A 13775-nucleotide genomic window follows, 5' to 3' on the forward strand; every position below is an offset into this window, starting at 1 on the left:
GCTCAGACGCTTTCCAGCTCGCTGCACACCTGAATCACCTGCTCGCGCAGCCAGAGGTTGGCGCTGTCCTGATCGGCGTTCTGGCTCCACTGCATGTCGAGAGTGAAACCCGGCAAGCCATTCGGCGCCTCGCAGTGATTGAACACTGCATCGTTGGTCAGCAAACGCTGGATACGCCGGGGCAGGGTGAGGATGAAATCAGTGCCGGTAATCATTTTCAACGCGGCGCTGTAGCTGTTCGAGCGCGCGACGATCTGGCGTTTCTGCGCCTGCCGCGCCAGCCAGCCGTCGACCATGTTGGTGCTCGAAGTCCACGGCGTCGGGAATACATGCCGACGCTCGGTGAATGCTTGCAGGCTCAGGCGCGGCTCCAGTGGTGTGGCGCGTTTGTCGAAGACACAGACCAGGTCATCTTCCAGCAGCATCCGTGATTTCAGATCTGCATGCTGGCGGTGAAAGTGCGGGCCGAAACTGATCACCAGATCGAGGCTGCCGTCGCGCAGCTCATCGGCCGGCACGTCGGTTTCAAACTTGTGCATGTTGACCATCACCGGCAAGTCGTCGAAATCGAAGCGCTTCAACAGGCGCGGCAGGATCAATTGCTCGAAATATTCCGGCGCGCAGATGTTGAAGGTCACCGCTTGCCGGCTCGGGTCGAAGGCCGGGGCACCAGCGTGGCAGAGGTTGATGCTTTCGAGGATCTTCTGCACATGGCCATACATGCTGCAGGCCTTGTAGGTCGGGCGCATGCCGGTGCGGGTATTGATGAACAACTCGTCTTCGAAACTGGTGCGCAGTTTCTTCAGGCAATAACTGACGGTGGACTGACTGACAAACAGCGTTTCCGAGACATCGGTGACGCTGCTCTGCTCATACACGGCGACAAATACCATCAAATCCTGCATGTCGAGCTTGCGAAGCAAATTACTGTTCAGCATGAGTTCCGTCTCGCTGTGCCCTTGCGCAGAATTCGCGCAAACGTGTGCGTACGATCCTAACGGAACGATGGTGCCAGGAGAAACCCTTGTAGGGCGTTTCACGGATACATGTGGGACAGAAACTTTTAGCAACACGACGTTGCCAATCCCGTGCGGGAAAGATGGCCAGAGGCCTCTAGTCCGGGCCAGGCAAGTGGCGCGCGTAGTGGCGTGGGTCGAAGCGCATCACCATCAGCAGCATGATTACCATCACCGCCGTCAGCGCCCACCACGCGCCTTCGAAATTGCCCAGCCGATCGCGGATCAGGCCTGCCAACAGCGGCGAAAGTCCGGCGATCAGATAGCCGATCCCCTGCACGAACGCGGTCAGGCCTCCGGCGCGCTGCGGCTCGTCGCAGTGATCCAGCGCGACGATCAGGCTCATTGGAAACAGGCCGCCAATCCCGAGCCCCAACAAACACGGCCACAGCAGGACCAGATGCGCCGGGGCGAATATCAGCCCGCAGAAACCGCCGATGATCAGCATCAGCAAAACCGCCAGTATTGCGCGTCGATCATGACTGCGATTGGCGATCGCCGGCACTGCCAGGCCGGAAATGACCTCCATCGCCGTAAGAAAACCCAACAGCAACCCGGCGTTTTGTTCGCTCCAGCCTTTTTCCACGTAGTACGGGGCGAGCCAGGCGAGGATGCAGGTGTAGGACGCCGTACCGAGGCCAAAGAAAATCGCCAGCAACCAGGCGCGGCGGCGCGTTATGAAAGACTCCCGCTGGGTCACCCTTGATACGGTTTGCGCCGGCTGCAAGCACCAGACCAGCAACGCGATCAATGCCAGCGCGGCCCAGATGGCCAGCCCCACACGCCAACTGCCGGCCTGCGCCAGCACCAGTGGCGCGAACGAGGCGGCAATCGCGGCGCCGCCCATGATCGACGTGACGTAGACGCCCATGCATAACGCCACGTTGTCAGGGAAGCGCGACTTGATCAGCACCGGCATCAACGCCTGGATCAACGCGATGCCAGTACCGACCACTATTGCGCTGACGATCAGTTCAATGGCCGAATCGATAAACAGCCGCGACAGGGTCGCCAGCCCGATGATCAGCAATGACAGCAAAATAGTGCGCTGTTCGCCCATGCGCTCGCTGATGCTCAGGCCGAAGAACATCGCCAGTCCCATGGCCATGACCGGCAGCATCGTTAACAGAGAGGCAATGGTAAAGCTCAACGGGATATCGCCACGGATCGCCGAAAGCAGCGGCCCGATAGCTGCCATTGAGGGGCGCAGGTTGAGTGCGACGAGGACGATTGCCAGCATCAGCCAGACAGCAGGGCGGGTTTGATTCATCAGCGGATCTTCGATTGCAGAGGCTGGTGATTAAGCGTGGCGACGCGCGCATCGGCAAATCAGAAAATCCCGGGCCAGACCTAAAAACTCGATAACACCGCACTCCTGCAAGGAAATTGTGAACGGCGAGAAACTGAATAAAACCTGAACCATTCTCAAATACGCGCAAACTTTCATCTCGGTACTCGAAAGCAACTAATCATTAGCATCTTTTTCACGAAAAATTGATCCATGCCTGCCTAAAGTTTGTCATGCCTCGGTGAATGAATTTTTCACAATTGACGAGGCTCTTCTTTCAGGAACTGTCACTCATCATGTTGAAGTTAAAAGCCGTGCGCCCGGAATGGGTGACGTTGTTCGCCAGCGCCTTTTTGTTGCTCGGTTTCAATCTGGTGCTTTGGCAACATCTGCTCGAGATCACCGCTGCCGACGGCAAGGGCATCGCCATGCGCGTGGCGTTTGGCGTGATGATCTTTGCCGCGTTCAATATCGTGCTGACGTTATTCGCTTTCCGGCCACTGCTTAAACCACTGTTGACTCTTTTGTTTTTAGTCAGCGCCGGCGTGGCTTATTTCATGAGCCAATATGGCGTGATGATCGATGCCGGCATGTTGCGTAACTTTGCCGAAACCAATGCGACGGAAGTGCGTGATCTGCTCTCGTTGAAGTTATTCGCTTATATTCTCTTGCTGGGTGTTTTGCCGTGTTTGTTGTTGTGGAAAGTACCGGTCAATTATCGGCGCTGGCATCGTGAGTTGTTCAGCAAAGTTATCGTCAGTGTCGCCTCTGCGGCAGTGATCGGTGTAGTCGCATTGGCCAACTACCAAGGCTTGTCGTCGCTGTTTCGCAATCATCACGAAATTCGCCTGATGCTGGTGCCGAGCAATTACATCGGCGCATCCATTGGTTACCTGCAGGAGCAAGTGGTTTCGGCGCAGCAGCCGTTTATCAAGATTGGCGAAGATGCCCAGCGCAATCCCGACTTGCAGTTCCAGCCACGCAAATCGCTGACGGTGCTGGTGGTGGGGAAAGTGCGCGGGCGCAGAACTTCGGCATTCTCGGTTACGACCGAGACACCACGCCGCAGCTGAACAAGGAGGCCGGGCTGATCGCCTTTACCGATGTGCATTCCTGCGGCACGGAAACTGCGGTTTCGGTGCCATGCATGTTCTCCAACATGGGCCGCAAGGATTACAACGCCAGCAAAGCCAAGAACGAAGAAGGTTTGCTCGATGTGCTCAAGCGGGCCGGCATTGATGTGATCTGGCGCGATAACCAGTCCGGCTGCAAGGGCACTTGCGACCGCGTCACGGTGCAGGATGTCAGCAAGTTGCAGGATCCGGCGCTCTGCGCCAACAGCGAATGCCGTGATGAAATACTTCTGCAGGGCCTGCAAAGTTTCATCGATCATCTGGACAAGGACACCGTGCTGGTTCTGCACCAGATGGGCAGTCACGGCCCGGATTACTTCAAGCGTTATCCCAAGGAGTACGAACACTTCACTCCGGTCTGTGAAAGTAACGCACTGAACAATTGCAGCCGCGAAAGTATCGTCAACGGTTACGACAACACACTGGTGTACACCGACCATGTGCTGGCGAGCCTGATCGATGTGTTGCGCATTAATCAGGACAAAGTCGACACCGCCATGCTTTATCTGTCCGATCACGGCGAATCGCTGGGCGAGTACAACCTGTTTCTGCACGGCACGCCGTACATGTTGGCGCCTGAGCAACAAAAGCATGTAGCGATGCTGGCGTGGTTCTCCGACAGTTATCAGAAGGCTTACTCGGTCGACACACACTGTTTGCAAATGAGCCGGGACAAACCGCTGAGTCAGGACAACCTGTTCCACTCGATGCTCGGTCTGCTGGAGGTGCGCAGCAGCGTTTATCAACCTGCCTTGGACATGTTTGCCGGCTGTCGCGGCGCGGTGATCGACGGCGTGTTGGCCAAGGAGTGAAGCGTTTGCGGCCCGTCGCGTCGATGCGACAGGCCTTTCTGTTTCTGCTGTCAGACTATTCTTGCTGACAGGCAAGATATTTCCTTACAGCTCTTGCCCTGCAAAGGCGCGTAAATCGTCGGTGGCGATATATACTGCGCGCCATTCTTCAAGGGAGAGCCGTGTGGCTATCGATATTCACTGGATTCGCGACAACGAAAGCCTCGCGCAGTTTTGCGCCGAGTGGCAGCAGCTGCCGTTCGTTGCCCTCGACACCGAATTCATGCGGGTCGACACCTTCTACCCGATTGCCGGCCTGTTACAGATCGGCGACGGCAAGCGCGCCTACCTGATCGATCCGCTGACCATCAACGCCTGGCAACCGCTGGCCGCGCTGCTGGAGAACCCGGCGGTGCTGAAAGTCCTGCACGCCTGCAGCGAAGACCTCGAAGTGCTGCTGCGCCTGACCGGCAGCCTGCCGGCGCCATTGTTTGACACGCAACTGGCCGCCGCTTATCTGAATCTCGGTTTCTCGATGGGCTACTCGCGTCTGGTGCAGGAGGTGCTCGGCATCGACCTGCCCAAGGGCGAAACCCGCTCCGACTGGTTGCAGCGTCCGCTGTCCGAAACCCAGATCAGCTATGCCGCCGAAGATGCCGTGCATCTGGCCGAGGTGTTCGTCGAGTTACGCCCCAAGCTGTCCGACGACAAGTTCGCCTGGGTGCTGGAAGATGGCGCCGAACTCGTCGCCAACCTGCGCCGCGAGACCGATCCGTACGAGGTCTATCGCGAGGCGAAACTGGCGTGGAAGCTGTCCCGCGCGCAACTCGCTGTGCTGCGTGAACTGTGCGCCTGGCGCGAAAAAGAAGCCCGTGCCCGCGACTTGCCGCGCAACCGCATTGTTCGTGAACACTCGCTGTGGCCCCTGGCCCGCACGCAGCCGGATAACCTCGCGGCGCTAGGCAAGATCGAAGACATGCACCCGCGTACCGTACGTCAGGACGGGCAGTTTCTGCTTGATCTGATCAAGCGCTCTGGCAGTGTGAGCCCTGATCAATGGCCGCCGGCAGTGCCGGAGCCGTTGCCGATCGAAGCCGCTGCGCTGATCAAACAACTGCGCGCACTGGGCCAGGCTGAGGCCGAACGCCTGGGTATTGCGCCGGAACTGATGCTGCGCAAGAAAACCCTCGAAGCCCTGGTCAAAAGCGGCTTTCCCGAGGGGCCTTACCAATTGCCCGATTCGTTGCGTGGCTGGCGCCGCGAATTGCTCGGCCAGAAGCTGCTCGACAGCCTGGCCACCGCCGGAGAACAGCCTTGAAACGTATTTGCTCCATCTACCAAAGCTCCAAGCGCAGCGGCATGTATCTTTACGTGCTCAAGAGCGATGCGCTCGAGCGCGTGCCGGATGCGCTGATGACGGCTTTCGGCAAAGCGAAGCATTCGTTCGATCTGGTGCTGTCGCCCGAGCGCAAACTGGCCAGCGAAGATATTACTGTGGTCCTGGAAAACCTCGACAAGCAGGGCTATCACCTGCAGATGCCACCGGCCGAGGACGAGTACATCGAGCACCTGCCCGAAGAGTTGCTGCGACGCAACGACCCGGTCTGACCCGCGAGGCCCTGTCCTGGGCCTCGGTTAACCCTGGAACTGTTTTTACCGCGATGGCCGGCCCCAACCCGGCGGCCGTCTGCACGGTTTGCGAAAGGTTTGAAGATGCGCGTTCTGATTGCCGAACACGACCACGCGATATACGCCCGCCTGCTGCGTCAGGCACTGCCCGAGCTTGAAGTCCTGACCAGCGGCGACTCCGCCGAACTGGCGCGTCAGGCCGCCGATTGCCCGGTGTGGCTGGGCCAGCCGGATCTGCTGGCGACCCTGCTGCGCCAAGGGCATCAACCGCAATGGCTGCAATCGACCTGGGCCGGCATCACGCCGCTGCTCGCCGACGGCCTGCGCCGCGATTATCGCCTGACCCGCGCCGTGGGGATTTTCGGTCAGGTCATGGCCGAATACGTGCTGACCTACATCCTTGGCCACGAACGCGAAGTGCTCGCGCGGCTGGTCAGTCAGGTCGAGCGCAAGTGGGACAACCGCAGCGGCCAGAGTCTGGTCGGGCGCAAGGTGCTGATCGTCGGCACCGGTGACATTGGCCAAAGTGTCGCGCAATTTCTGCTGCCGTTCGGCGTCGAGCTGTACGGCATCGCCAGCACCGCGCGGGAACAGGCGCCATTCGTCGAAGTCGGCGCGCTGGCCGATCTGCCACGGTTGGTGGGCGAGGTGGACTACGTGGTCAATCTGCTACCGAACACCGAACACACCCACGATATCTACGACGCGGCGCTGTTCAAGCAATTCAAACCGACCGGGTTGTTCATCAACGCTGGACGCGGTGTCGCGGTGGTCGATGCCGATCTGGTCGAGGCTTTGAAAGAAGGGCATCTGGCCGGCGCGGTGATCGACGTCTGCCGCCAGGAACCATTGCCGCAACGCCACCCCTTCTGGACCGCTTGGGGCTTGCTGCTCACCGGACACAGCTCGGCACCGACATCGCCGGCGTTGATGGTGGATTTGTTCGTGCACAACCTGAAAGCGTACGAGGCGGGTGAGGCGTTGCGTGGCGAGGTGGATTTCACCCGCGGTTACTGACTCACCCGATTTCGCTGTGGCAGCGAGCCCGCTCGCGAAGAGGGCGTGTCAGTCGACAACAGCGTGTCTGACACAGCGCTTTCGCGAGCAGGCTCGCTCCCACATTGGTTTCAAAGTGCAGCCACCAGTTTGCTCAGCGGGCGGCGCTGGCGCTGACAAGCGGATTTACCGGCAGTCGCCAGCGCTTGGCCCTTGCCTCCGCTGGCACTAGACTGGCGGCCTTTTCACCACCTTGATGTTGATGCTTGAGCCATGGCCGCCATAGTCGAACCGTTCTGGAAACGCAAAACCCTCGATCAACTCGATCACGAGGAATGGGAATCGCTGTGTGACGGCTGCGGTCTGTGCTGCCTGCAAAAGCTCGAGGACGAAGAAGACAACAGCGTCTATTACACGCGCATAGCCTGCAAACTGCTGGATCTGAAAACCTGCCAGTGCAGCGATTATCCGAACCGGATCAAGTTTGTCCCGGACTGCATTCAGCTAACGCCGGGTCAGGCGGAACAATTCAAATGGCTGCCGCCGACCTGTGGTTATCGTCTGGTCAGCGAGGGCAAGGATCTGCCGTTATGGCATCACCTGGTGTGTGGCGACCGCGATGCGGTGCACCATGAGCGGATTTCCCAATCCGGGCGCATGCTCGCTGAAGGCAGCGTGCCGGAGGATGACTGGGAAGATCATCTGATCTTTCGCGCGGGCTGAAATTTTCTCCCTTCAGGTATATCGCAATCGCTGGCAAGCCAGCTCCCACAGGTTTTTCTGTGGGAGCTGGCTTGCCAGCGAAGAGGCCATCAGCGGCGCTGAGGATCCCGGATCAAACCCCGGCTTTCGGCGAGGTCAGCGAATCATTGCCGGTCACAGTGGCTGTTTCAGTAGCCACTTCGGCATTGGTCTTCAGCTTGCTCAGTTCTTCCCCGGCGCGTTCGATCTTCGCCCGCACGTTGCTCATGTCCTGACGGCCTTTTTCCAGCAGGCTTTTCGCCGAGCAGTGCCCGGTAATGCCACGGGCCACGGCCATGCCGCCGAGCGCCACTTGAATCAGGCCGAACACGCCGCCCCGGCGCAGGCCCTTGCCGACCATCAACACGCCGCCGGTCAACGAGCCGACGCGCTCCCATCCATGCACATTTTTGTGCGCAGGCGACTGGAACGGGGTGGATTCGATGCGTTCTACGCGTTTGAGCTCGCTCATGATCTATCTCCAGGCAGGGTGCGATTGATAGATAAGCTGACTGCCACGGCGGTCAGCTTGTTCCATCGAATGTGCGACGCTTCAGCGGAATTTCGGCCCGGAGCGGGTATTCAGCCCTTTGGCCATGCGGTCGTAGAGCACGACATTGACGGTGGCGGCGAGGTTCATGCAGCCGGTGGTCGGGATGTACACGACGTCTTCGCACCAGTCGCGAATCTCTTTATCCAGCGAGCCGTCTTCCGGGCCGAAGATGTACAGCGCGCGGTCGGGGTGGGTGTATTCCGGCAGCGGCCGGGCGCCTTCGACCAGCTCCACCGCCACGGGCACGCAGTTGAGCGGGAGAATTTTTTCAGGTCGTCGATGCCGATCAGCGGGATGTCGTAGTGCACGCGCTTGGTGTCGGTGACGAAATCGGCGGCGCGTTCATAACGCTTGCCGGTGTAGAACACCGACGCCACGCCGTAACACCCTGCGGCGCGCATCACCGAGCCGACGTTCTCCGGTGATTTGGGGTTATACAAACCAATGCAGCTGTACCGTTTGTCTGCCACGAGCGGGATGCCTTCGGGAAAAAGAGCGGGATTATACGGGGATTGGGCGGTTGTGGTCAGATCATGGATTGGCGGTGCCCGAACGGCCGCCTTCGCGAGCAAGCTCGCTCCCACAGTGGTTTTGTGCATGACACCGATCCAGTGTGGGAGCGAGCTTGCTCGGGAAGGGCCAGTCAGGCCAATGAAGAACTTTAATCTTCTTTTTTCATGAGACCGGCCAGAGCGGCAAACGGGTTATGCGTGGCCTTGGCGATTTTCGGTGTGCTCAGCGAGCCGTCGCCGAAATACTGCTGATCGGTGTAACGCGAGTGTTCGTTGTCATGGCAGTACAGGCACAACAGCTCCCAGTTCGAGCCGTCCTGCGGGTTGTTGTCGTGGTTGTGGTCGCGGTGGTGCACGGTCAGTTCGCTCAGGCGCTTGCCGGAAAACTCACGAGCGCAGCGGCCGCAGACGTGCGGATACATCTTCAGGGCCTTGTCGCGGTAGCCCATTTCCTTGTCGCGCTGGTTGTCGGCGAGGATGCGGTCCAGCTTCGACGTGTTGGTGGGGGTGGACGAACTCATGGGTTCACCTTTGCAGAAAGACTGATGACGGTTATGCGCAGAGTTTAGCTCAGCCCTTGAGCTTCTCGGCAATCCAGATCGTGTGGCGGGTGCCCTTGTTGCCGTGGGCGAAGACCTGGACTTCTTCGGCCTTGAAACCGGCCTTCTTCAATTTCTTGGAAAACTGCCGATCGGCGCTGGCCGACCACACGGCGAGCACGCCTTTGGGACGCAGCGCCTTGGCGCAGGCATTCAGGCCAGCGGCGGAATACAGCCAGCTGTTGGCCTTCTGAGTCAGGCCTTCAGGGCCGTTGTCGACGTCGAGCATGATTGCGTCGAAACCGTTCGGCTCGCTTTGCAGCACGTTGGCCACGTCTTCCTGGCGGATCCCTGTGCGCGGGTCGAGCAATGGCCGGCCGGATTTCTCCCCGAGCGGGCCGCGATTCCACTCGACCACGCCGGGCACCAGTTCGGCAACCACTACTTCGGCGGATTTACCCAGATGCTTGAGTGCCGAGGCGAGGGTGAAGCCCATGCCGAGGCCCCCGATCAACACCCGCGAATGCGGCCGGCCGGCGACCTTGCGGCAGGGAATCTCGGCCAGTGCATCTTCGGAACCGTGCATGCGCGTATTCATCAACTGCCCGCCATCGCCGCCCTGAATCTTGATGACGAAGTCCTCGCCGTACTCGAACAGGCACAGGGCACCGCCGTTTTCAGGGATCGGGGTGGTGTCGAGCAGAACGAAACGTTTCATGGAAATCTCTACAAGGGGGAAGGCAAGCAGGCGCGTTGGGAGTAGCCTGAGCACAGACTAAGGCCAAACGGAGCCCTTGATGAAGCGCACCATTCTAACGGTCATTACCCTGGCCGCGCTCGCGATTACTGCAGTGCAGGCCCAGCAAAGCGTTCCGGTCAGCCCGATGCCGCAACCCGGCTCGCCCGGTACTGCAACGCCGACGCCGTACCCGCAGATCACTCCGATCACTCTGCCGAAATCGGGCGCCGGCAGCGGCAGCCCGCCGCTGGTACCGATCGAAATGCCCAGCCCGCCGAGCAAGGATCAACCGGTGCCGGGCATCGAGCCGAACGGCAACAAGGTCAAATCTCCCGGCGGTTAAACCTGTTGCGCAGCGAGTTGGCCGTCGGCCATGCGCAGGCGTTTGGACAGCGAGACAGCGAGGGCGCGGATGATCTTCGCGGCGATTTTCGGCGCGTCGTTGAGCATTTTTTCCAGCGAGTCCTTGCCCAGATTGAGCAACTGACAATTGCTCGCCGCGATACACGTGGCCGAACGGCGCTCGCCATCGAGCACGGCCATTTCACCGAAGGCGCGGCCGCTGCGCAGGGTGGCCATGGTGATCACCTGGCCGTCGGCGCCGGTTTTCTGCACGGCGACCTGGCCGGTGTGGATGATGCACATGAAGCTGCCGGCATCGCCCTCGCGAAAAATCGCCTCGCCCTCAGCCACGGTGCTGATGCTGAAGTAACCGGAAGCGGCCGCAAAGTCGGCCAGCTGCAATTGATCGAACAGGCCACAGTCCATCAGCCAGTCGCGGATTTCGTTGTTCAGAAAGGTCGGTTCGGACATGTCGATGCGGTCTTTTTGTTATCACATTTCAAGGCTATACACGGATCCCGTAGGAATGGGCTTTTGTGGCGAGGGATTTATCCCCGTTGGGCTGCGCAGCAGTCGCAAATCCTGCCAACTCGGTGCTTCAGGAATACTGAGTTTGCAGGTTTTGGGGCCGCTTCGCAGCCCAACGGGGATAAATCCTCGCCATAAGGGTCTGCTGTTAAGACCCAAGCCACCCACAGAGTTCCTCAGGCAATCTGCAAAACCTTGAACACAAATGCATATTCGAGCGCTACGTCACGTAATCCCTGATAGCGCCCGCTCATGCCGCCATGCCCGGCGCCCAGTTCGGTCTTGAGCAGCAGCAAGTTGTCGTCGGTCTTGGTCGCGCGTAATTTCGCTACCCACTTGGCTGCTTCCCAATACTGCACGCGGCTGTCGTTGTAGCCGGCGATCACCAGCAGCGGCGGATAAGCCTGCGCCGCGACATTTTCGTACGGCGCGTAAGCCTTGATCCGATCATAGACGTCCGGTTCTTCCGGATTGCCCCATTCGTCGTATTCAGTGACGGTCAACGGCAGCTCAGGGTCGAGCATGGTGTTGAGCACGTCGACGAACGGCACTTCGGCAATCGCCACGCCGAACAGATCCGGGCGTTGATTGAGCACCGCGCCGATCAGCAAACCACCGGCGCTGCCGCCGCTGATCGCCAGTTTCTCCGCCGTGGTGATGCCGTTGAGGATCAGAAACTCGGCGCAGGCGATAAAGTCGCTGAAGGTGTTGTGTTTGTGTTCCTGCTTGCCGGCGCGATACCAGGCTTCGCCCAATTCACCGCCGCCACGAACATGAGCGATGGCAAAGGCCATGCCGCGCTCGAGCAGGCTCAGGCGCGCGTGGGAGAACCACGGATCGAGACTCGACCCGTAGGCGCCGTAACCGTACAGATACAGCGGCACCGGTTTGCCGACCATCTCGCGCTTCATCACCAGACTGATCGGCACCTGCGTGCCATCCGGGGCGGTGGCCCACAGGCGCTGACTGACATAGGCGTCGGCATCGAACGGGCCGAGCACCGGCGTTTGCTTGAGCACCGTTTGCTCGCCGCTGGCGAGAATCAACTGGCGCACCTGGGCCGGACGATTCAACGCTTCGTAACGCAGACGAATGCGATCGCTCTCGAATTCCAGGCTGTTTTGCACATGGAGGCTATAGGCCGCATCGGGCAACTGCACGCGATACGGCGCCAGGCCCTGCGGGTGGACCTCAATGATCGGCAGGCCACCTTCGCGCAGGCTCAAGGTCATTGCCTCTGCGTTGAGGCTGACGCCGTCGAGCATCACTTCGTCGTTGTGCGGGATCAGGCTCTGCCACTCGGCTTCGCTCGGCGGTACGCCGGTGTCCGCAGCCTGATACAGGGCGAAATTGATGCCGTCGCGGTTGGTGCGAATAAACCAGGTCCAGACGCCATCAAGCAGGCCGTGGTCGACGTCGTATTCGTGATCCTCCACCCGTGGCGCCAGGCAGCTGAACGGCAGGTGCGGTTGGTTGGCGTCCAGCGCCCACACTTCGCTGGTGGTCTTGCTGCCCAGTGACAGCAGCAATTGCTGTTCGGAGCTGGCGCGGTAGCAATGCAGGAAGAACCGCCCGTCCGGCTCGTGGAAGACTTCTTCAGCGGCAGTGCCATCGAGGCGATAGCGGAACAGTTTATGCGGGCGATGGGTGTCGTCGAGCACGCCGAAGAATAGGGTCAGGCTGTCGTTGGCCCAGGTCATGCTGCCGTCGCAGTCCTCGAATTCCAGTTCGCTGACCTTGTCGTTGGACAGCTCTTTGACGAACAGCGTGTAGACCTCGTCGCCCGAGGTATCGACGCTGTAGGCCAGGCGCTGGTGATCAGGACTGATGCTGAAAGCACCGAGCGAGAAGAAGCCGCCATTGGCCAGCGCATTCGGGTCGAGCAACAGTTGCTCGCGGCTTTCATCGAGGGTCAGGCTGTCGTCCGCCGGGCGCGGGCTGCGGTAGTGCCGGGCATATTCGTCACCGGCGGTGGTGCGCGTGTAATACAGATACGGGCCCCAAGGCGAGGGCAGGGACAGGTCGGTTTCGAGGATCCGGCCCTTGATCTCGTTGAACAGGCTTTCGCGCAGCTCGGCCTGATCGGCGGTTTGCGCTTCCTGATAAGCGTTTTCAGCCTTGAGGTAGTCGAGCACCGCGTCGGTGTCGCGCTCCTGCAGCCAGGCATACGGGTCGGCGCCGGGCGCCCGCTGGGCAATTGGGGCAGTCATGACATTGGCGGATTCGGGCATGGAAGGCTCTCGGACAATATTCGGATAAAGGTTTCGCGTATTTTGAAACCGCCGCAGAGCCCTGTGGGAGCGAGCTTGCTCGCGAAGGCGTCCTGGCAGATGACTTTTGCTGCAATGACACACCGCATTCGCGAGCAAGCTCGCTCCCACAGGGATAACAGTGGTCGTCTGGTATTGGGACAAGCCGCATGGGCGAAAAGTCGTTACTATAAGCGCCAATTTGCCTGCCTTGCCATGGACACCATGACCGAGAACGACTATCTGATCGCCTGGGGCCTTTACGCCTTTGCCGCCGTGGGCTGCCTGCTGGTATGGATGCGCCTGACCACCTGGATGTGGCGCTGGCTGCGCGAGCCGCTGCGTGTGCTGATGGCAGTATTGCTGTTCAGCCCGACCATCGTCGATCCGGTGAAAGCCAAAGTGGCACCGGCCATCGCCATCACCGCCCTGGACATGCTGTTCAAGGTCGGCAACAACGCCTGGCGCGCGGTTTCCGATCTGTTCATGTACGGCATGATCGCCTTCGGCGTTTATCTGGTTTTTGTCTTGATCCGCCTGCCGATCGAGCGCGCCTCGACAGCGCGGCGTGAACGCGCCGAGGCCGCCAAGGCCGCCGCCCGTGCCGAAGAGCGCGACGATGATCAACCGTTCGGCGGCGCCGGTGACGACCGCTACGGTCGCCCGCCGGTGCCGAACAATCCGCAGCGCATGCGGGTCGAGCCGCGTCTGTAACCCGA

13 protein-coding genes and 2 pseudogenes are annotated in these 13775 nt (G+C 60.1%); 7 read left to right on the top strand and 8 right to left on the bottom strand.

Annotated elements, in window-relative coordinates:
* Window positions 1-2: 2 nt before the first annotated feature.
* On the bottom strand, window positions 3-938 hold the full coding sequence (locus tag LJU32_11520; protein ID WKV90688.1) for a LysR family transcriptional regulator: 936 nt from the start codon (window positions 936-938) through the stop codon (window positions 3-5).
* A gap of 175 nt (window positions 939-1113) precedes the next feature.
* Window positions 1114-2286 (bottom strand): cyanate transporter, encoded by a 1173-nt coding sequence (locus LJU32_11525; GenBank protein ID WKV90689.1) that lies wholly within the window; start codon window positions 2284-2286, stop codon window positions 1114-1116.
* 314 nt (window positions 2287-2600) lie between these two features.
* On the opposite strand from LJU32_11525, the pseudogene LJU32_11530 reads away from it, so the two are divergent.
* The 5 genes and pseudogenes from LJU32_11530 (at window position 2601) to LJU32_11550 (ending at window position 7576) form a co-directional block, all read left to right on the top strand.
* Window positions 2601-4249: pseudogene (locus LJU32_11530) on the top strand (phosphoethanolamine--lipid A transferase).
* Window positions 4250-4412: 163 nt separating this feature from the next.
* On the top strand, window positions 4413-5546 hold the full coding sequence (gene rnd, locus LJU32_11535; protein ID WKV90690.1) for a ribonuclease D: 1134 nt from the start codon (window positions 4413-4415) through the stop codon (window positions 5544-5546).
* Entirely contained in the window at window positions 5543-5836 is a 294-nt protein-coding gene (locus tag LJU32_11540; protein WKV90691.1) for a YcgL domain-containing protein, read from the top strand. The genes rnd and LJU32_11540 overlap by 4 nt, the downstream gene beginning before the upstream one ends.
* A 105-nt stretch (window positions 5837-5941) precedes the next feature.
* The gene (locus LJU32_11545) at window positions 5942-6874 is read left to right on the top strand and encodes a D-2-hydroxyacid dehydrogenase (GenBank protein WKV90692.1); all 933 of its coding nucleotides are present in this window, start codon (window positions 5942-5944) and stop codon (window positions 6872-6874) included.
* A gap of 252 nt (window positions 6875-7126) precedes the next feature.
* On the top strand, window positions 7127-7576 hold the full coding sequence (locus LJU32_11550) for a YcgN family cysteine cluster protein (GenBank protein WKV90693.1): 450 nt from the start codon (window positions 7127-7129) through the stop codon (window positions 7574-7576).
* 112 nt (window positions 7577-7688) lie between these two features.
* Here the strand turns inward: LJU32_11550 and LJU32_11555 are convergent, their stop codons facing one another.
* From LJU32_11555 to LJU32_11570, 4 genes and pseudogenes are all read right to left on the bottom strand, one after another.
* Window positions 7689-8066 (bottom strand): DUF2892 domain-containing protein, encoded by a 378-nt coding sequence (locus tag LJU32_11555; GenBank protein WKV90694.1) that lies wholly within the window; start codon window positions 8064-8066, stop codon window positions 7689-7691.
* Window positions 8067-8147: 81 nt separating this feature from the next.
* Window positions 8148-8617 (bottom strand): annotated as a pseudogene (locus LJU32_11560) (RNA methyltransferase).
* 191 nt (window positions 8618-8808) lie between these two features.
* Window positions 8809-9180 carry a YajD family HNH nuclease gene (locus LJU32_11565; GenBank protein WKV90695.1) on the bottom strand — a complete coding sequence of 124 codons (372 nt, stop codon included), beginning with the start codon at window positions 9178-9180 and terminating at the stop codon, window positions 8809-8811.
* A 49-nt stretch (window positions 9181-9229) separates the two neighbouring features.
* On the bottom strand, window positions 9230-9916 hold the full coding sequence (locus tag LJU32_11570) for a hypothetical protein (protein ID WKV90696.1): 687 nt from the start codon (window positions 9914-9916) through the stop codon (window positions 9230-9232).
* Window positions 9917-9995: 79 nt separating this feature from the next.
* Between LJU32_11570 and LJU32_11575 the strand changes: the two genes are divergently transcribed.
* Entirely contained in the window at window positions 9996-10280 is a 285-nt protein-coding gene (locus LJU32_11575; protein WKV90697.1) for a hypothetical protein, read from the top strand.
* On the opposite strand, the gene LJU32_11580 is transcribed toward LJU32_11575, so the two are convergent.
* On the bottom strand, window positions 10277-10750 hold the full coding sequence (locus tag LJU32_11580; protein ID WKV90698.1) for a cyclic nucleotide-binding domain-containing protein: 474 nt from the start codon (window positions 10748-10750) through the stop codon (window positions 10277-10279). The genes LJU32_11575 and LJU32_11580 overlap by 4 nt on opposite strands.
* A 233-nt stretch (window positions 10751-10983) precedes the next feature.
* Window positions 10984-13038: a S9 family peptidase gene (locus LJU32_11585; protein ID WKV90699.1), complete on the bottom strand. Its 2055-nt coding sequence runs from the start codon at window positions 13036-13038 to the stop codon at window positions 10984-10986.
* Between the two features lie 234 nt (window positions 13039-13272).
* Here LJU32_11585 and LJU32_11590 point away from each other — a divergent pair, with 234 nt between their 5' ends.
* On the top strand, window positions 13273-13770 hold the full coding sequence (locus tag LJU32_11590) for an MFS transporter (GenBank protein ID WKV90700.1): 498 nt from the start codon (window positions 13273-13275) through the stop codon (window positions 13768-13770).
* Window positions 13771-13775 lie beyond the last annotated feature (5 nt).

The organism is Pseudomonas sp. B21_DOA (assembly GCA_030544685.1).
GTDB lineage: Bacteria > Pseudomonadota > Gammaproteobacteria > Pseudomonadales > Pseudomonadaceae > Aquipseudomonas > Aquipseudomonas fluorescens_AO.

Excerpts from the sequence above, each read along its gene's own strand:
- LJU32_11525 (WKV90689.1), bottom strand. The coding sequence starts at position 2,286 with ATGAATCAAACCCGCCCTGCTGTCTGGCTGATGCTGGCAATCGTCCTC.
- LJU32_11565 (WKV90695.1), bottom strand. The coding sequence starts at position 9,180 with ATGAGTTCGTCCACCCCCACCAACACGTCGAAGCTGGACCGCATCCTC.
- LJU32_11590 (WKV90700.1), top strand. The coding sequence starts at position 13,273 with ATGGACACCATGACCGAGAACGACTATCTGATCGCCTGGGGCCTTTAC.
- LJU32_11555 (WKV90694.1), bottom strand. The coding sequence starts at position 8,066 with ATGAGCGAGCTCAAACGCGTAGAACGCATCGAATCCACCCCGTTCCAG.
- LJU32_11520 (WKV90688.1), bottom strand. The coding sequence starts at position 938 with ATGCTGAACAGTAATTTGCTTCGCAAGCTCGACATGCAGGATTTGATG.
- LJU32_11585 (WKV90699.1), bottom strand. The coding sequence starts at position 13,038 with ATGCCCGAATCCGCCAATGTCATGACTGCCCCAATTGCCCAGCGGGCG.
- LJU32_11545 (WKV90692.1), top strand. The coding sequence starts at position 5,942 with ATGCGCGTTCTGATTGCCGAACACGACCACGCGATATACGCCCGCCTG.
- LJU32_11570 (WKV90696.1), bottom strand. The coding sequence starts at position 9,916 with ATGAAACGTTTCGTTCTGCTCGACACCACCCCGATCCCTGAAAACGGC.
- LJU32_11575 (WKV90697.1), top strand. The coding sequence starts at position 9,996 with ATGAAGCGCACCATTCTAACGGTCATTACCCTGGCCGCGCTCGCGATT.
- LJU32_11580 (WKV90698.1), bottom strand. The coding sequence starts at position 10,750 with ATGTCCGAACCGACCTTTCTGAACAACGAAATCCGCGACTGGCTGATG.
- LJU32_11550 (WKV90693.1), top strand. The coding sequence starts at position 7,127 with ATGGCCGCCATAGTCGAACCGTTCTGGAAACGCAAAACCCTCGATCAA.